General features: G+C 64.5%; 16 protein-coding genes. 7 read left to right on the top strand and 9 right to left on the bottom strand.

What is annotated here, in order from left to right; genetic code table 11:
- Positions 1-15 precede the first annotated feature (15 nt).
- Entirely contained in the window at positions 16-510 is a 495-nt protein-coding gene (locus tag R3P95_RS22010) for a hypothetical protein (protein ID WP_121871229.1), read from the bottom strand.
- Positions 511-1014: 504 nt separating this feature from the next.
- On the opposite strand from R3P95_RS22010, the gene R3P95_RS22005 reads away from it, so the two are divergent.
- A complete protein-coding gene (locus R3P95_RS22005; protein WP_317549530.1) occupies positions 1015-1455 on the top strand; it encodes an Hsp20/alpha crystallin family protein in 441 nt (146 codons plus the stop codon).
- A 22-nt stretch (positions 1456-1477) separates the two neighbouring features.
- Here R3P95_RS22005 and R3P95_RS22000 read toward each other — a convergent pair whose 3' ends face one another.
- The 3 genes from R3P95_RS22000 to R3P95_RS21990 are packed head-to-tail and all read right to left on the bottom strand — an operon-like array spanning position 1478 to position 4815.
- Complete coding sequence (locus tag R3P95_RS22000) at positions 1478-2368, bottom strand: alpha/beta fold hydrolase (RefSeq protein WP_317549529.1); 891 nt, start codon at positions 2366-2368, stop codon at positions 1478-1480.
- Positions 2362-3591 carry an alpha/beta hydrolase family protein gene (locus tag R3P95_RS21995; RefSeq protein WP_317549528.1) on the bottom strand — a complete coding sequence of 410 codons (1230 nt, stop codon included), beginning with the start codon at positions 3589-3591 and terminating at the stop codon, positions 2362-2364. The genes R3P95_RS22000 and R3P95_RS21995 overlap by 7 nt, the downstream gene beginning before the upstream one ends.
- 39 nt (positions 3592-3630) lie before the next feature.
- Entirely contained in the window at positions 3631-4815 is a 1185-nt protein-coding gene (locus tag R3P95_RS21990; protein ID WP_317549527.1) for an oxygenase MpaB family protein, read from the bottom strand.
- 45 nt (positions 4816-4860) lie between these two features.
- On the opposite strand from R3P95_RS21990, the gene R3P95_RS21985 reads away from it, so the two are divergent.
- Entirely contained in the window at positions 4861-5547 is a 687-nt protein-coding gene (locus R3P95_RS21985) for a TetR/AcrR family transcriptional regulator (RefSeq protein ID WP_317549526.1), read from the top strand.
- Here the strand turns inward: R3P95_RS21985 and R3P95_RS21980 are convergent.
- Complete coding sequence (locus R3P95_RS21980) at positions 5486-6352, bottom strand: hypothetical protein (RefSeq protein ID WP_317549525.1); 867 nt, start codon at positions 6350-6352, stop codon at positions 5486-5488. The genes R3P95_RS21985 and R3P95_RS21980 overlap by 62 nt on opposite strands.
- Before the next feature lie 67 nt (positions 6353-6419).
- Here R3P95_RS21980 and R3P95_RS21975 point away from each other — a divergent pair, with 67 nt between their 5' ends.
- Positions 6420-7175, top strand: a complete 756-nt coding sequence (locus tag R3P95_RS21975) for a TspO/MBR family protein (RefSeq protein ID WP_121871222.1) — start codon at positions 6420-6422, stop codon at positions 7173-7175.
- On the opposite strand, the gene R3P95_RS21970 is transcribed toward R3P95_RS21975, so the two are convergent.
- Together R3P95_RS21970 and R3P95_RS21965 are read right to left on the bottom strand one after the other, a co-directional pair.
- Entirely contained in the window at positions 7172-7852 is a 681-nt protein-coding gene (locus R3P95_RS21970) for a TetR/AcrR family transcriptional regulator (protein WP_183130280.1), read from the bottom strand. The two genes, R3P95_RS21975 and R3P95_RS21970, sit on opposite strands and share 4 nt — an antisense overlap.
- A gap of 69 nt (positions 7853-7921) precedes the next feature.
- Entirely contained in the window at positions 7922-9124 is a 1203-nt protein-coding gene (locus R3P95_RS21965; RefSeq protein WP_317549524.1) for an acyl-CoA dehydrogenase family protein, read from the bottom strand.
- A 141-nt stretch (positions 9125-9265) separates the two neighbouring features.
- Here R3P95_RS21965 and R3P95_RS21960 point away from each other — a divergent pair, with 141 nt between their 5' ends.
- Entirely contained in the window at positions 9266-9703 is a 438-nt protein-coding gene (locus R3P95_RS21960; RefSeq protein WP_183130279.1) for a type II toxin-antitoxin system Rv0910 family toxin, read from the top strand.
- A gap of 20 nt (positions 9704-9723) precedes the next feature.
- On the opposite strand, the gene R3P95_RS21955 is transcribed toward R3P95_RS21960, so the two are convergent.
- Positions 9724-12072 carry a transketolase-like TK C-terminal-containing protein gene (locus R3P95_RS21955; protein ID WP_317549523.1) on the bottom strand — a complete coding sequence of 783 codons (2349 nt, stop codon included), beginning with the start codon at positions 12070-12072 and terminating at the stop codon, positions 9724-9726.
- A 268-nt stretch (positions 12073-12340) separates the two neighbouring features.
- The gene (locus R3P95_RS21950) at positions 12341-12970 is read right to left on the bottom strand and encodes a TetR/AcrR family transcriptional regulator (RefSeq protein WP_147458331.1); all 630 of its coding nucleotides are present in this window, start codon (positions 12968-12970) and stop codon (positions 12341-12343) included.
- Between the two features lie 118 nt (positions 12971-13088).
- Between R3P95_RS21950 and R3P95_RS21945 the strand changes: the two genes are divergently transcribed.
- From R3P95_RS21945 to R3P95_RS21935, 3 genes are read left to right on the top strand one after another with little or no spacing between them, the layout of a single operon-like run.
- Complete coding sequence (locus R3P95_RS21945; RefSeq protein ID WP_317549522.1) at positions 13089-13724, top strand: VOC family protein; 636 nt, start codon at positions 13089-13091, stop codon at positions 13722-13724.
- 15 nt (positions 13725-13739) lie between these two features.
- Positions 13740-14666: a fumarylacetoacetate hydrolase family protein gene (locus R3P95_RS21940; RefSeq protein WP_317549521.1), complete on the top strand. Its 927-nt coding sequence runs from the start codon at positions 13740-13742 to the stop codon at positions 14664-14666.
- On the top strand, positions 14663-16441 hold the full coding sequence (locus R3P95_RS21935; protein ID WP_317549520.1) for an FAD-dependent monooxygenase: 1779 nt from the start codon (positions 14663-14665) through the stop codon (positions 16439-16441). Before R3P95_RS21940 ends, R3P95_RS21935 begins: the two co-directional genes overlap by 4 nt.
- The last annotated feature ends 8 nt before the right edge of the window (positions 16442-16449 follow it).

Below are 16449 nucleotides of genomic sequence, written 5' to 3'. Positions count from 1 at the left end.
TGTTCGTCGATGGCGTCAGCGCCGGTCGACTATGTGTTGGATGCCGGCGAACACGGCACCGATCACGATCGACGCCGTCAGGCATTCGGTCAAGAATACGAGACTCGACTCTCTGAACAGCGGCGACTCCGACATCTGCGCGGCCAGCGAGTCGGGGTGAACCAAGGCAATGCCGGAGACCGGCGGAGGACTGACGGTGGCGGCGGCCCACAAGGAACCTCCCAGAAACACCGAAATCGGCAAGGGCCACCAGAACAGCGACTGCCGAGATCTGCGAATCCATGCTGCCGCTGCAACCGTGCAGAGTGTCAGCGCGCTGATGACGAGCGACGACGGAAACCACGGCGGACCCTGTTCGGTGAACAGTTGCGCATAACCGAGGATCGATATGCTTCCGGACTCGCCGGAGATAGCCGCTGGGTCGAAGGGCGCAAGGGGCGCGGCGAAGTGCCACAGAAATGACAACGCTGTGGCCAGGGTCAGACCGAAAACTATTGCGGTCCAGCGCATCAGGATGACTCGCTCAGTGGACTATCCCCGTGTTCGGATCGTACTTGGGAGTGCGGTCCCATAGCGACGCGTCCGACTCCAGCGCCTGGCCCTCCTGGGTTGGTTCCACGCTGCCCGGTAGCTTCCGCCACTTGGCTCGCGGATCGGCCTCCGCTGCAGCACTCCGATCATCGCCCATGAGCAGCAGGCTACGCGTCGTGCACGCTGTGCGGGCGCTTCTCCGATTCGAATAGCGGCGGCTACGCGATGCGCACTCTGAGCTCGTTCACTTCCGAGCCATTCTTGTCGGTGACGCTGGGCGGCCTGTCGAACGCCACCATCGTCGAACGCCTGTAAGTGCCTGCGGCAGTGGTGTGGTCGAGTGACATGGACGGCATTCAATCGCACCACTGCGTAGCAATTCCCTCTTGGCACTCTCCGGTGGAGAGTGCTAATTTGGGTCTCGCACAGTGAGAGGCGGCCCGCCGCTGGGGCGGACGCATCGTCGTACAGGAGGTGGTTGCTGTGCTTCGCTTCGATCCGTTCCGTGACCTCGATTCCATTGCTGCCGGGATGCTCGGCGCGACCAGTGGTTCGGACCGCGCACCCAGGTTCATGCCGATGGATCTGTACAAACTCGATGACCACTACGTTCTCAATGCGGATCTGCCCGGTGTCGATCCGGGCTCGATCGATGTCGACGTCGATCGTGGCACTCTCACGTTGACCGCGCATCGCACCGCGCCCACCAGTGATGGCGTGCAGTGGCTTTCGTCGGAGCGTTTCGCCGGAACGTATCGCCGGCAGCTCTCGCTCGGTGACGGTGTCGACGCGGAAAAGATTTCGGCGTCGTACGACAACGGCGTGCTGACGGTGACGATTCCCCTCGCGGCCCGTGCCAAGCCCCGCAAGATCGAGATCGCCCACGACAACACGCAGCGAACCATCGAGACCCAGACCAACTGATCCAGCGCCGACGAGCTCGCAGTTATGCAGACGAATCGGACCCGAAACCCTGCGTAACTGCGAGTTCGGCGTTGGTCAGGATCGCGGTGGCGGCGGCATCCGGTGCTTGGGTCGGAATCCAGTGCGACACATCAGGTAACACCGTCAATGTGTAGTGGGCATCGACGTAGCGTTGCGCACCCTCGACGGCGGATCGTCCGATGAACGTGTCTCCGTCACTCCACACCATCGACGTCGGCACGGTGATGCGCAGACGGCCGATGCCCGGGTTCGAGAACGGCAGTCCGCGGTACCAGGTGATCGCGTGGTGCATGGCCCCGTAGTCGACGACCTCCTCCACGGTTCGTGCGAGATCGGATTCGCTCATTCCGCTTTTCTCGTACCACTTCTCGGCCCTCTTGCCCGGTCTCGTCATCCATCGCTCGGGCAGGATCGGCAGCTGGAAGAACGCGAAGTACCAGGAAAGTCGGAACTGCTTCGAGGTGAGCAGGGCAGTCATGAAGGCACCCGGGTGCGGAACCGAGAACGCCGTCAGCGACGCAACGAGTCGGGGGTGTCGGCCAGCGGTGACCCAGGCGATGTTCGCTCCCCAATCGTGTCCGACCAGGTGAACCGGTCTTCCGATCACCGCCATCAAGGCAACCACATCGTCCACCAACGCTCCGACGCGATAGTCGCGACGCCGCTTCGGCCGAGCGCGCGGCGAGTAGCCGCGCTGATCCGGGGCGATCGTGCGCATCCCGGCATCGTTGAGTATCGCCATCACCGCAGACCATGACGATGCCCGCTCGGGAAATCCGTGCAGCAGCAACACGACCGGGCCGTCGAGCGGTCCCTGGTCGAGCACATCGAACACGAAACCGTCGCGCATGTACTCGGTGATTCTCTTCGTCGCAGAGCCGGTCGTCAGCATGTGCTGGGCACCGATTGGCCTGCGAACACGGCAGCCAGGAACTGCATGGCCGCCTCGTCGCTGACATCGTGGCCCTGTTCGGGCTGTTCCTGCGCAACGACCGAATCGCCCAGGGCGCATGCCTTTTCGACGCCGTCGGCGGTCCACTGCGGCAGCACGATGTCGTCTTTCGCGCCGTAGGCCACGAACATGGGCACCTCGGTTCGCACCTGGGGGAGCGTGTAGCGATCGATCACGTCGAGCAGCTGTTGCTCCGATTGCGCTGAGTCAGCGGCGAACTCGTCCGGTGCCATCGCCTCGACGGCCCGCTCCTTGCCTTCGACGTCTCCACCCTGGCAGGTGAGCAGGAGCTCGTTGTTCTCTTCGGCGACACTGCCGCTGTAGTTCTTCGGGTCGATGGCGGGGTCGACCTGTTGTGCACCGTAGAGCAGGGACGGCATCAGTTCCTTCTGCGGCGGGGTGAGAGTTCCGTCCATCCCGGCCTGCACCAGGGGCTTGAGGTCAGTGGGCGGAGACAGCGACACCGATCCCACCAGGTCCAAGCCCTGACCGTAGGTGGCGGCGAGTTCGTTTGCAGCCCAGGCTGCTTGGCCACCCTGCGACAACCCTACGGCGGCCCAGCGGGTGGACGTATCGGGCAGTGCGCTCTGGGCTGCACGGGCCGCGTCGATCATGTTGTGTCCCGAGGTGCGCGGTTCCAGGTACGGGTGGGTGCCGCCGCCGGTGCCCAGGCCCTGGTAATCGGGCAGCACGGTGACGTAGCCGAGTTCGGTGAAGTCCTGCACAGCGAATTGGTAGCCGAGCAGGTCGGGGTACAGGGTCGGTCCGCAATCGGCCTGCACTCCGGTGGTGCCGTGCCCGTAGACGACGATCGGCCAACCGCCCTCGGGCGGGGTGCCTGCCGGAACGGCTGCTACTCCTGAGACCGCCGTGGGGGAATTGTCGACACCCGAGGTGGACTCGTAGACGAATCGATACAGCGTGGCGCCGGTGTCGGAGAGCTCTGCCGATCGATCGCCGAAGTCCTCGGAATCGAGAACGGTGCCCGGCACTCCCGTGAGGTCGTACTGCGGGGCCGGTGCGGTCGTCGTCTCGGCGGGCGTGGTCGCGGGCTCGGACTCGGGTGTGGAGCTGCACCCGACGAGCGCGGTCACCGCGCAGGTGGACGCCGCGAGTGCGGCCCCGACGCGTCGAGCTCGGTTCGGTCGACTGATGGCATTCACTCCCGCGTGTCTACCAGACCGTGGCGATAACCGGCAGGCTCAACTGCCAGTGCGCGTCCTGTGGACGTCGTCGACCAGTTCGTGAGTGACCCGGTAACCGGCGCGCATGCGCTGCATTTCCGCGTCGCGCACCAGGTAGGACTGCCGCGTGAGCTCACTCGGTCCGCCGGCCCGGAGCGTGCGCGCTTTGTTCACCAGCGGCAGCAGCGGCCCGACGAGCGACACGACATGCGTGAGTGACGAGGCCGGGATGTGCAGATCGTCCGACGCCTCGTCGCCGATCAACACGCGCTGCAGGGCAGACATCGTCGCCGACGCCACCGCGCGGGTCACCCCATGGGGCCCGGGTAGCAGGTTGGCGAGTTCGGGCACCAGATAGTCGTCGGTCAGGGCAGCGACGAAGTCCCGGTCGTCCTGGCTGGGGCCAGGGGAGGTGAGTCGGTACAGCTGCTCGATGCGGATGTGGTCCGATTCGTCGATCGGGTTGAGCTCGTGGTCGACGCCGACGACATGGCCGACGTAGCGCCACAGGTGGTAGATGTCGCCGAGTTCTGTGTCGGTGAAGCGCACGCCGACCCGGTGCATGGCGTCGAGCGCAATGTGGCCGAACTCGGCGATCGTGAACGCCATGTACGGCTGCGGGATCGGCACACCCCAGGCTTCGTCGTCCCACGTGCCGAGGTGCCGGATTCCTCGTCGGACATAGGCGTGGATCATTCGCACGCGCACCGTGTACGCGAATCCGTCTCCGTGCCTGGCCATTCCGCCCGGGGAGATGACTTTCTGCAGCCAGTTGCCCACTTCGATGGAGCGAATGGCCGGTTGCGAGACGTATCGACCAGTGATGGCCAGCGGTTTGCCGGCAATGGAGTTCTCTGCGCCGCGAAGCAACGATGCCGCTCCCAGCACGATCCCCATCACCGCGCTGTAGCGGACGAGGGCGTCGGCGGCGCGGTCGAGGCGGTCGTGATCGACCCAGTCCGGTTCGGAGTCCAGAAATGCGAACAGCTTTCGAAGCGCAGCCGGGGCATCGGGGTCGATTCCGTTCGTGAGAGCGGCGGAGACGGCGGCAGTCGACGACGAAGAACCGAAGTCCTCGTCGAGCACTCGATCGGCGAGCGGATCGGCTCGCCACATCGCGTCGAGCCATTCGCGTCCTGCCTGGCCGTGCATCGAGACGGCCTCGTCGGTGCGAACCAGGCCACTGGGAGCGCGAGTATTCATACATTTCAGTGGAACACGAGAATTCTTCACTTACTATTCACTTTCATGCCCGCCCAACGCCCGTCGTCACCGCGACCGCGATCGACTCCGCGTCAGCAACGCGCCGTCGAGATGCGGGCCCGACTGTTGACCGGAACCATCGAGTTGTTGCAGAAGAAGCCCGGCTACCTCCCGACGACGTACCAGCTCGCACGGCACGTGCACGTCAGCATCGGCACCGTGTATCGCTATTTCACCGACATCGAGTCCGTCATGGACGAGCTGCGAACCGCAACGATCCACGACATCACGATGCGGCTGGCCACCGGAATCGGACGCGCGATGGATCAAGCACCGGCCGACGCGATCGTCACTATCGTCGAGACACTCACTTCTGCGTTCGAGGAACACGAGGCGGTGGTCCGGACGGCCTTCGCAGCGGGTGGTTCGGAATTGGGTGGCCAGTGGAAAGACATCGAACGTCCACTGCTGCCCCTGGCGCGCATCTTGCCCACTCGCATCCGACCCGATCTCGACGACGACGCCCTCGACGATCTCGTCTTCCTGACGATGGGTGCCACCGCCAGCCTGTGCATGAGAGTCGCGTTGTTCAGACCCACGGGCTCGGACCGAACGATGTTGGTGGCCACGACGGCTCGCATGCTGCTCGCCGCGTTCGAGGGTGCCGACACTAGCGAAATGCAGCCAACATCGAATCCGACGCCTGAAGCGGGGCATAGCCGTCGGGAATGACGCGACGGCACCCGTCGAGTTCGACGGTCAAGGATCGAACGTTCAACGGCCCCGGGCTGACGTAGGTGGTGACGGCAGTTCGCGTTGCGACCAGCGAGCACGGCTCGGCCGGTGGCAAATCCTCGATCGGTAAGCGCATTTCGTCGGTCGTTCCTTTCACGGAGGTGCCGTCGAACAGGCAGTAGACGTAGCCGACCGTGAGGCCGACGGCAGGTTCGGTGCCCTCGTCCGGTGGAGTGAAATGCGGGGCGCAACTGGACAGGCTCAACCGTGGCCGTGCAAGAAGTGGGTCGCGATACTCCACCACGTCGACCACTCGAAGTTTCAGAATGGCGTCGATACCACCGAGCTTCGAGAGACCGCATTCTCCGATGGGCAGTGTCGGTTCCACAGCGCGGCCTCGGGTATCGACGAGCCAGAATTGTGGGGGTTCGACAATGGAGTACATCGGGCACAGATCGGCCGCCAGAGCGCGCTCGGATGGCTCGTTCAGCAGACGAATCGCAGTGGAGAAGTCCCCTTCTCGTCGCTGTTCGCGGTGGGTGACGGTTCCATCGGGCTCCACGGTGTCGCCGCCTTCGCACAGTATCGCGGCTGCGGGCGTGAAGCCGTCCGGGATCATCCCGGGAGTCGGTCGACGCTCCGATGGTCTCGGTCTATCGACCGGTTGCGTGGTCCCGCACTGGAAGGCGTTCGCCGATCCGATCTCGGCGATCGGTCGAACGGGCCCCAGCGAGGTCGGCGAGCCGCAGGTGACTGCCGTTATCGCGACAATCAGTAGGCCCACCGCCCATCGCCACGTCATGCAAGCACGGTAGACGCACTTCGGCAAGGGTGTTTGCGACCGTCGAATTCGGGGGATCAGTGCTGCTATGAAAATCGTGGTCGTCGTCAGTGCGGTCGTGGCAGTCGTGGTGTCGTTTCTCGGGTCGGGTGCGTGGATCGGAACGCCGATTGCCGAGGCGGCCGGTGGGGCGCTCAGTGCCACGTCGACGCTGGTGGCGCCCGCCGGCCCTGCGTTCTCGATCTGGTCGGTGATCTACACCGGGCTCGTCGCCTACGCCGTCTGGCAGTTCCTACCCGGCCGCACCGCACGCCACGACGCGTTGCGAGCACCGATCGTCGCGTCGATGTTGCTCAATCCGGCGTGGATTCTCGCGATTCAGATCGGGCAGGTGTGGCTGAGCGTGATCGTCATCGTCGCGTTGCTGGCGGTGCTCGTCCGCGTGTTCGTGCTGATGCAGCAGCATCGACCGGAGGGCATCGCCGATGCGGTGATCACCGACGGAACGATGGGGATCTACCTCGGGTGGGTGTGTGTGGCGACGATCGCGAACATCTCGGCGTGGCTGGTGAGTCTCGGGTTCACCGGTGGCGCAACGGTATGGGCGGTCATCGTGCTCGCGGTGGCAGCTGGTGTCGGGGTGTTTCTGGCCCGGTACTCGAGTGGTGCGCTCGCACCGATGCTGGCGATCGTCTGGGGACTGGGATGGTTGGCGCAGGGCCGCTTCTCCGGTGAAGTGGTCGATACGACTGTCGGCTGGGCAGCCGTTCTCGCTGCGGTGGTGGTCGCAATTACCACGGTAGGAACAAGGGTGCTTGGGCGAAAGAGAGTCTCGGCGGGTTAACCCCCCGAGGCCTGGTCACTTCCTCGAAGTGATGCGACGGCATCGTCGATGTTCAGCGAAGAATCGAGAACCGGCGCGGTGCGCAGGCACGCGACGATGAGGTGCACCAGCCACTCGACCATCTGCTCGACGTCGATGCTGACGTCCTCTTCGAGCCATCGGGCCGTCGCGCCGTCGATGGCTGCGACGATGCTCCGTCCGACGAGTCTGACGCCGGTGTTCTCCGCGTCCAGTCCGAGGCGCGTGGCCGCCGCTTCCAACACTGCGGTGCGGGCACCTTCGAATACTTCCCAGGCTTCGGGATCGGCACCTCTGCCGCCCAACACCATTCGCAGCGCCAAGCCGCGGTGCACGCTCAAGTACTCGAGATGGCTGGTCAGAGCAGCCCGTATCTGGACGTCGGGTGTCGAATCGGGAATGTCGGCAAAGGCTTGCGACATGGCCGAGGCAGTGGCCCGCATCGACTCGAGGTAGATGCCTCGCTTGTTGCCGAAGTAGTGGAACAACAAGCCATGGGCCACATCCGCCGACTCCACGATGTCTGCCACGCCGACCTTGTCGTAGTCGGCTTCCGCGAACAGGGCGACGGCCGCGTCGATCAGTCGCTGACGTGTTTCGGCGGCTCGGGCGGCCGCCCGGACTGACCGTGCAGCCGGCTTGGTGGCTCGATCTGGCACCGCACATCCAATCTGCCTCGGCTTGTCCGCCCGGCTGTTGCCGTCGGTTGCATACGAGCCTAGGTCGTCTCAGATGATCGGCGTGATGTGGTCGTGCAGTTCGAAGCCGAGCAGCGCCTTGCCGTAGGTTTCGATCGACACCCGCGGCAGCATGACGGCGTGGCGGGCACCGACATTGGAATCTCGCCAAATGCGCTGCAGCGCATTGACGTCGGCGAAGGCACCGGCTCCGGTGGCGTCGACGAGCATGTTGAGTGCCTCGTTGATGCTGCGCAGTGCGACGGCGGCGTCGCCGCGGACACGAGCGCGCGAGAGCAGGTCCGGGTACTCGCCGGCTTCGGCCCACCGCTTGACGTCCTCCGCTGCGCGGTATGCGTGCAGATGTGCGGTATCGACCTTCAGCGACGCTTCGGCGAGCAGCATCTGGAAAGCCACCGAGTCGGCCTGACGGTCGAACACCGTGTAGGCCAGGGCCTTCTGTGATGCCTTGATGCGGACCAGTTCGACTGCGGCACGGCCCATTCCGAGCTGCGGCCCGACGAGCACCATGACCAGCATGGGGCCGAAGGCCGAACGAGCGAATGCGGAGTCGGTACGTTCGGTCGCGTTGGCACCGCTGAACGCCGGAATCATCGAGAGCATGCGGTGTTCGGGAACGAAGACGTCTTCTGCGATGACGGTGTTGCTGCCGGAGGCGCGCATGCCGGCTACGTACCACGTGTCGTCGATGCGGTAGTCCGAGCGGGGCAGCAATGCCATGCCCTGGTCGAGCATGTCACCGTCTTCGTCGTTGATGATGATTCCGCCGGTGAACCACTCCGAATGCAGGCTGGCCGAGGCGTAGGGCCACGTGCCGGTGAGACGGTAGCCGCCCTCTACCTTGCGGGCGGTGCCGCCCGGGGTGACGACGCCGGCGATGATGGCGTCCGGCCCGTTCGCATAGATCTCGGCCTGAGCCTCGTTGCTGTACAGGCCTGCGGCCCAGTTGTTCACGTTGGACAGAGTGGTGACCCAGGATGCGCCGGCGTCACCTTCGGCGATGATCGCCGAGACGTCGAGCATGGTGCGTAGATCGGTTTCGAGTCCGCCGAACTTCGCAGGTGCTGCGACTCGAAATGCGCCCGAGCGTCGGAGGGCGGCGACAGTGTCCTCGGAAAGCCGTCGTGCCTTTTCGTTCTCGGCGGCACCGGCCTTCAGATCGGGTACCAGGGCTCGGAGATTGGTGAGCACATCGGTAGCGGTTGCAATGGGCAGCGCTTCGGTCGTCGTCATGGCTCCTCTTTCGGTTCTGCCCCATACCTGTGAGGCGGGTCTCACGAAACTAAGCCGATGACTGACTTGATGTCAATATTGACTTCAAATCAGGTATGTGGCGTAGTTGTGGGAACAATGCCGTCGAACGGAGGACCCGAGATGTTGAATATCGCCATGACGCAGGAGTTGCCCGCCCCTCAGGACGAGGTGTGGGCAACGATGTCCGATGTGAGTACGTTCGAGAAGTGGCATGCCCTGCACGAGGATTGGGTCGAGACGCCGCCCGAGAATCTCGAGGTCGGGTCGACGATGGTCGAGAAGATCAAGATCGCCAGCATCACCGACACCATCGAGTTTCGAGTCGAAAGCCTCCGTGCGCCGGAGGAATTGGTACTCGTGGGTGCCGGATCCACCGGCTCCAAAATTCGATTGACGATGCACTGCAGCACCCGCGGCACCGGCTCGGTCGTCACCCTCGAATTGGAGGTGACCAGTCCACTGTTGTTCGGCGTGGTGGGCAAAGCGCTGCAGGGCACGTTCAAGAAGAAGCTCACGGCCACACTGACCGGACTCGAGAGCTATCTCGCTACGAACTGACGCGTGAGGACGGACCGACGTCAGTGATCGGTGACATCGAGCGCGGCACCGACGATGGAGTCGGTGTCGATCTTGTGGTGCTTGTACACCTCGTCGAGTGATCCGACCTGCCCGAAGTTGCTCACTCCCAACGACGTCGAGGCCACCCGGTTGACGGTCGCGAGGAAGGCCAGAGTGTGCGGGTGGCCGTCGAGCACGGTCACCATCGGCGTCGCCCGATCGGCGGGGAGCAGCTGATCGAGAATCCACGACTCTCCGACTCCGCGTCCCTGCCTCGCTTGCAGGGCTCGGTAGAGCTCGCCCGGGCTGGTGATGCACAGAACGTCTGCGATCACGCCGACCTTGCTCAATCGCTCGGCAGCCTCGAGTGCTTCGGTGATCACGGCTCCCATGGCCGCGATGGTCACCGTCGCACCGTCCCGACGCACCAGTGGATAACCGCCGGCGACCACCTGGCGACGCCTGCGTTCCCTGGCCGCCGGGTCGGTGGGGACGTCGGCCTTCGACTGGTCGACGGGTCGCGTCGACAATCGTAGGTATGCCGAGGTTCCGTCGGGTCGGCCGAGGCGCGCGATGCTGGCGAGCAGGGTCCATTCGACGTCGATGGCGAATGCGGGTTCGTAGCTGACGCAGCCGGGCTGCTCCAGACCGATCGACGGCGTCTTGATCGATTGGTGCGCACCGCCTTCCGCGGCCAGCGTGACGCCGGACGGCGTGCCGACGAGGATCGATTGGCCGCCGGCGTAGATGCCGTACGACCACGGCTCGAGAGCGCGTTCGACGAACGGGTCGTACATGACGCCGATCGGGAACAACGGCTGTCCCCACCGGCTCCACGTGGCACCGAGTTCGCCCATCAGCCCCACGAGGTTGGTCTCGGCGATGCCGAGTTCCATGTGCTGACCGCTCGGTCCCTCGCGCCAGTGCATGATCGTTTCGGCGTCGTCACCGAACCAGTCGTGCCGATCGGATGATGACCACACGCCGACCTTGTTGACCCAGCCGCCGAGGTTGGTGGTGGAGCTGACGTCGGGGCTCACTGTGACAACCCTTTTCGCTGCTTCCGGGGCCTCGCGGGTGAGGTCTATCAGCGTGCGGCCCAGTGCGGCCTGAGTGGTGGCGGTGCCCTTGGGGGTTCGGCCGATGTCGGTGGGAACGGCGGGAGGAGTCGACGCCGGAACCGGTTCGCGGCGTAGCCGTTCCGCGGTGGCGGCGCACAGTCGTCCCGGTGCGCTGTCGTTTTCGAAGCGACCCCAGGGCGCAGCGGGATCCAGGTCGAGGCTGCGTGCGAGCTCTGCGTACTCGTCGACGGTGAGCAGCGAGGAGTGATTCTGCGGATGTCCCTGAGTGGGCAGCCCGAAACCCTTGACCGTGTACGCGACGATCACGGTGGGTCGGGTGTCGTCGATGCGAGAGTAGGCCTCGCGCAACGCATCCAGGTCGTGTCCGCCCAGGTTTCGAATGGACTCGGTCAACACGGTGTCGTCGAGGTCGGCGATGAGGTCTGCAATCGTCCTCGCATCCGGTCCCGATCCGGGCAGTCGGGTGCGCACTTCTTCGGCCGTGCAGCGCAGCAGACGTTGGTACTCGGGGTTCGGCATGTCCAGGATTCGGGTGCGGAGAGCATCGCCACCGGGTCGAGCGAACAGGTCTTCGAGCAGTCGACCGAATTTGACGGTGATGACCTGCCACCCGGCGGCGTCGAACATCTTCTCGAGACGGCGGGCGGCGATGTTCGGCACGACGCGATCGAGGGACTGGCGGTTGAGGTCGACGATCCAGACGATCTCGCCCAGTTCTGCGATACCCGGGTCGATGATCGCTTCCCACACGGCACCTTCGTCGAGCTCGGCGTCACCGACCAGTGAGTACTGGCGTCCGCTGAAGCCGGTTCGGGCGGAGTCGTCCGGGCCGAAGCGGTCCTCGACGAAGCGTCGCGACATCGCACCCCAGATCGGTGCGGTGGCACCGATTCCCACCGAGCCGGTCGAATAATCGACGGTGTCGGGGTCTTTCGAGCGCGACGGGTAGGACTGCAGACCGCCGTAGGCACGGAGCGTCGTCAGATACTTCTCGTCCAGTTCGCCGAGGAGATAGTTGATCGCGTGCAGCACCGGGGAGGCGTGGGGTTTGACCGACACGCGGTCTCCCGATTGCAGTTGCTCGAACCACAGCGACGTCATGATCGACACCATCGACGCGCAGGATGCCTGGTGCCCGCCGACCTTCAGTCCGGTGGGGTTCGGCCGAATCCGGTTGGCGTGGTGGATCATCGAAGTCGACAGCCACAGCACACGCTCGGCGATGTCGTGCAGGTCTTTGCCGTCACCGACCGGCGATCGGCGGTCGGCGGGGCTGATGCTGGTCATGGCAGATGGCTCCTGAATCGACGATGAAGAACGTCCTGATGCCGGCCGAGGCCGAAGGGCACGCGAGAAGAGCGGACGACGCGGGACCGAGTGTGGTCCTGTGGTCCGGGCGGGCGTTCGGGTTGCGAATCGCCGGATGGGTGCCACTGAGCTGCGATGGGGGACAGTGGACCAGTCGCTTCCCTTGTTGCGCAAGTGATGCCGCAGAAATAGTGCAGATTGCACAGTTCAGGGGTGCCTGCTGCTACCGAACTTGGTCGTATTGACCTCAATCGACTTTCTCGGGACGAGGGTGCGTTGCTGCCACGACCGCCTCGAAGGTGTCGACGACCAATTCGACCACCGCGTCGAGTCCGAGATCGGGGGTGTCGAAGTACGCATCGGCGGTCCGGTCGAGAAAGCCGGTCCACCCGGAGATGGCGGCACTCTGCAACGGAGACAGGGGTTCCGAAAGTCCGGCGAGGGCTGCCACCTGTCGAGCGCCCTCCGTGCGGGCTTCTTTGACGGCGTCTTCGACGACGGAATCGCCCAGTTCTCCTTCGCGAATCACCCGGACGTAGAGGGCGCGGTGACGTTCGAGGAACTCGATGTGGCGTCGGACGAAACCTTCCACGCGAGCCCGCACCGATTGCTCATCGGCCTCGGGTTCCTGGAATTCGGCCAGCTTCGCCAGGACGTCGGCCAACGCTGCCGCAACGAGGCCCTGTTTGTCGGTGAAGTAGTAGAACAGCAGCCCGTGCGCCACCCCTGCGCGACGCGATATCGCTGCTGCGCTGATGTCGGCACTGTTGCCCTCGGCCAGTAGCTCGATGGCGGCGTCGATCAGGGCCTGTCGACGGTCCATCCGGGGACGGGCTCGGCGGGACCGCTCGGCACCGGGGGACGCGTTGGTCGACACCGATCCGACATTAGTGCACGAACGGCCTGCTGGTTTGACCGATGCTCAATATATTGACTGCTAGTCAAACCCGTCGTAGCGTAGGTCACATCAGCGTTGCCGAGGAGAGGCGAGTTCGATGAGTTCGACGCAGGAAGAACAGGGCCGAGCGCCGTCGCGGGTGGGGCCCGACTACATCGCCCACTGGGTGGTGAAGTCCGCTCGTACCGAGGAGATGGTGCGGTGGTACGGCACGGTGTTCGGTGCCGAAATTGCGTACCAGGACGAGCAGATCACGTTCTTGACCTGGGACGACGAGTCGCACCGCCTGGCGATCGTCGCGGTGCCCAAGCCGGTGCGGTTCCTCCTCCCGCTGGCCAAGCTTCGGCGCAAGGCCTACGGAATCGACCACATCGCGTTGACCTTCGTCTCGCTCGAACGGCTCCTCGAGAACTACGTCCGGCTCAAGCGTCTGGGCATTCTCCCGGTGTGGTCCATCAACCACGGGCCCACGATCTCGCTCTACTACGAGGATCCCGACGGGATTCGCCTCGAGTTCCAGGTCGAGAACTTCGACCCCGACAACACCGCTGCGTTCTTCTTCACCGAGGAGTTCGCGAAGAACCCGATCGGCGTCAACATCGACCCCGATTACCTGCTCAGCCAGCTACGCAACGGCGTGCCGCACGAGGAACTTCGTCGGCGTGAAGCCGGAACTCGGCCCGGGCACCCGGTGATCGCCAACAAGAAGACCATCACGCCGAAAACTCTGTAGGGGGACTTCAAAGCTATGCCTGTCAACGTAATCCGTACCGCCGATGCCTGGTGGCGTCTCGATGGCGACCGCGCGATCGAGATCGACACGACGGCCGAGACCACCGGGCAGCTGCTCGGCGACCGCGATGCGATCACCGCCGCGTCGGGACCCGGCACGAGCGTCGCCGAACTCGAGCTCGTCTCTCCCGTCACCGCCCCGTGTCGGGTGGTGGCGCAGCTGCTCAACTATCGCTCGCACGCCATCGACGCCGGGTCGGACCCGAAGACTCTGCAGCCCACGTTCTTCCGCAAGTCCTCGGCGTCGATCAGCGGGCCGTTCGATCCCATCAGGCAGCCACCCGAGGTCGCACTGCTCGATTACGAGATCGAGTTGGGTGTCGTGGTCGGAGCTGAGATTCCGATCGGAACCACGGTCACCGACGACACGCTCTCGAAGTACGTCGCCGGGTTGGTGGTGGCCAACGACGTCTCTGCGCGTGAGATCCAGCTGACCAAAGTGCAGGTGTACGAGAGCAAGTCGTATCCCACGTTCACTCCACTCGGGCCGCGGTTGGTGCTTCTCGACAACGACGAACTGCGTCGCATCCCCGAGTTGCACATGAGCCTGGCCGTCAACGGAGAATCGCGTCAGGATCAGACGATCGGCAACGACCTGATCACCCCGCCCGCCGAGGCGCTGACCAGGTTGGCCAGGTTTCAGAACATGACGGCCGGTGATGTGCTGCTGACCGGCACGCCGATCGGGACCGCCATTTCTGCTCCGCCCAAGTTCGTGCAGAAGGTCGGCGAGTTGATTCCGCCTGCCCTCAAGTGGAAGTTCTTCTTCGCGCGCCAGGCGAAGAACCCGAAGTATCTGTCGGTGGACGACGTCATCACGGCGAGTATCCGTACCGCCGACGGTGCCATCGATCTGGGCATGCAGAGGACCGTGGTCCGATGACCGCACCCGTCGTCATCATCGGGGCGGGGCCGGCGGGAACAACTGCTGCACTTCTGTTGGCTCGCAGAGGGATTCGGAGCATCGTCCTCGAGCGTCGGGACAAACCACTGTTCCATCCGGCCGCGCATGTGATCAATGCCCGCACGTTGGAGATTTGGAGCGAGTACAGCCCGGAGCTGGCGAAGTCGATCGCTGCGATGTCGCCGCCGCACGAGACCGTCAACCTGATCAGCTGGTTCGGCGGTCTGGCCGATGGCGCGATCGGGTCGATCGACCTGCTCTCGGATCCCGAACGCAAGGCCATCGTCGAGAGCCAGAGCCCGTTCATGGTCTCGCACATCGGCCAGCACATCCTGATGCCGGTGCTGTGGGACGCGATCGAGGCCGAGCCGTTGGTCGATTTTCGTCGCGGCGTCAACGTGCGGTCGGTCGACCCAGCCGCGGACGGTGTCCGCGTCACGGTGGGTGGGGATTCCTCCGAGATACAGGCCCAGTACGTGCTCGCGTGCGACGGCGCGAACAGCCCGACTCGTGATGCGGCCGGGATCTCCCTGTCCGGGCCGGTTCTGGCGAACATGGGTAGCGCCTTCTTCACCTCCACGACTCTCTTCCCCGACGACGCACGGCCGCTGCTGAGTTGGATCTACACGCCCGAGCTGTGTGGAGTGCTCATCGCCCACGCCGAGCATCGATACATTCTGATGACGGCGTATCTCCATCCGGACCAGGAGATTGCCCGCAACGGTAGGCAGTTCTGGGCGCAGACGCTGCCGAAGGTGTTGAACGGCCACGACTTCGAGTTGGAGTCGACGGGCACGTGGGTGATGACGTCGCAGACCGCCGACAGCTTTCGGCGGGGTCGACTTCTGCTGCTCGGCGACGCTGCGCATCGGTTTCCGCATACCGGCGGCTTCGGACTCAACTCGGGAGTTCAGGACGCCCACAACATTGCCTGGAAGCTCGACGCAGTCCTGTCGGGAGCCGCGTCTGACTCGTTGCTGGATACCTACGACACCGAACGTCGACCGGTGGTGGAGAAGTTCGCGAAACAGAGCGTGGACAACCACTTTCGGATGGATGCCATCGGCAAGAAGGTAGGCATCACCAATGTCATGCTGGCCAAGGCCACCACTGCGATGGGCCGGGCTCCGCTGAACAAGATCCCCGGTCGATTCATCGCCCCGCTCGCCGCCATGGCAACGCGGAAGCAGATGAGTCGCTCCCGCAGGTTGAACCCACAGGTCGCCGGATCGGCCGGGTTGCGGCAGCAGATCGCCGATGCCATTCCGCTTCAGGTGGAGCACTTCGTCTCGACCGGCCTGCAGTTCGGCTACCTCTACGCCAGTTCGCTGATCGCGCAGGACGCGTCGAACACGCCGGCCGAGGACGTGGTCGATTACGTGCCCACCACCTATCCCGGTGCCCGCCTTCCGCATGCGGTGCTGTCGGTGGACGGCACGCTCGTGGACGCGCACGACGCTCTGGATCCGAACAGGCTGACGCTGTTGACGTTTGCCGGTGACGAGTGGGCTCCGGTGGTCTCGACGCTCGCAGCAGGCGGGCCCGGGGTGGTCACGGTTTCGGCCGATGCGCCGACCGGAACCGAGCGCAGGCACCTGATCGACCTGTACGAGGTGGGCGAGGTCGGGGCCGTACTCGTGCGCCCCGACGGACATGTTGCGTGGCGTACCGCAGGTTCGGCATCCGATGCCGGTGCGTCGCTCAGTAGCTTTCTGAACACGAACTGGGCCCCCTACTTCGCTGCCGTTTCCTAGACCGAAAG

It is taken from the genome of Rhodococcus cercidiphylli, from assembly GCF_033042225.1.
GTDB lineage: Bacteria > Actinomycetota > Actinomycetes > Mycobacteriales > Mycobacteriaceae > Rhodococcoides.
The sequence above is the reverse complement of the archived record's forward strand: the minus strand, read 5'-3'. Positions and strand labels throughout refer to the sequence as shown.

Bases quoted from the DNA above. Each gene is read 5' to 3' on its own strand.
- R3P95_RS22010 (WP_121871229.1), bottom strand. From the start codon at position 510: ATGCGCTGGACCGCAATAGTTTTCGGTCTGACCCTGGCCACAGCGTTG.
- R3P95_RS22000 (WP_317549529.1), bottom strand. From the start codon at position 2,368: ATGCTGACGACCGGCTCTGCGACGAAGAGAATCACCGAGTACATGCGC.
- R3P95_RS21990 (WP_317549527.1), bottom strand. From the start codon at position 4,815: ATGAATACTCGCGCTCCCAGTGGCCTGGTTCGCACCGACGAGGCCGTC.
- R3P95_RS21985 (WP_317549526.1), top strand. From the start codon at position 4,861: ATGCCCGCCCAACGCCCGTCGTCACCGCGACCGCGATCGACTCCGCGT.
- R3P95_RS21980 (WP_317549525.1), bottom strand. From the start codon at position 6,352: ATGACGTGGCGATGGGCGGTGGGCCTACTGATTGTCGCGATAACGGCA.
- R3P95_RS21975 (WP_121871222.1), top strand. From the start codon at position 6,420: ATGAAAATCGTGGTCGTCGTCAGTGCGGTCGTGGCAGTCGTGGTGTCG.
- R3P95_RS21965 (WP_317549524.1), bottom strand. From the start codon at position 9,124: ATGACGACGACCGAAGCGCTGCCCATTGCAACCGCTACCGATGTGCTC.
- R3P95_RS21960 (WP_183130279.1), top strand. From the start codon at position 9,266: ATGTTGAATATCGCCATGACGCAGGAGTTGCCCGCCCCTCAGGACGAG.
- R3P95_RS21955 (WP_317549523.1), bottom strand. From the start codon at position 12,072: ATGACCAGCATCAGCCCCGCCGACCGCCGATCGCCGGTCGGTGACGGC.
- R3P95_RS21945 (WP_317549522.1), top strand. From the start codon at position 13,089: ATGAGTTCGACGCAGGAAGAACAGGGCCGAGCGCCGTCGCGGGTGGGG.
- R3P95_RS21940 (WP_317549521.1), top strand. From the start codon at position 13,740: ATGCCTGTCAACGTAATCCGTACCGCCGATGCCTGGTGGCGTCTCGAT.
- R3P95_RS21935 (WP_317549520.1), top strand. From the start codon at position 14,663: ATGACCGCACCCGTCGTCATCATCGGGGCGGGGCCGGCGGGAACAACT.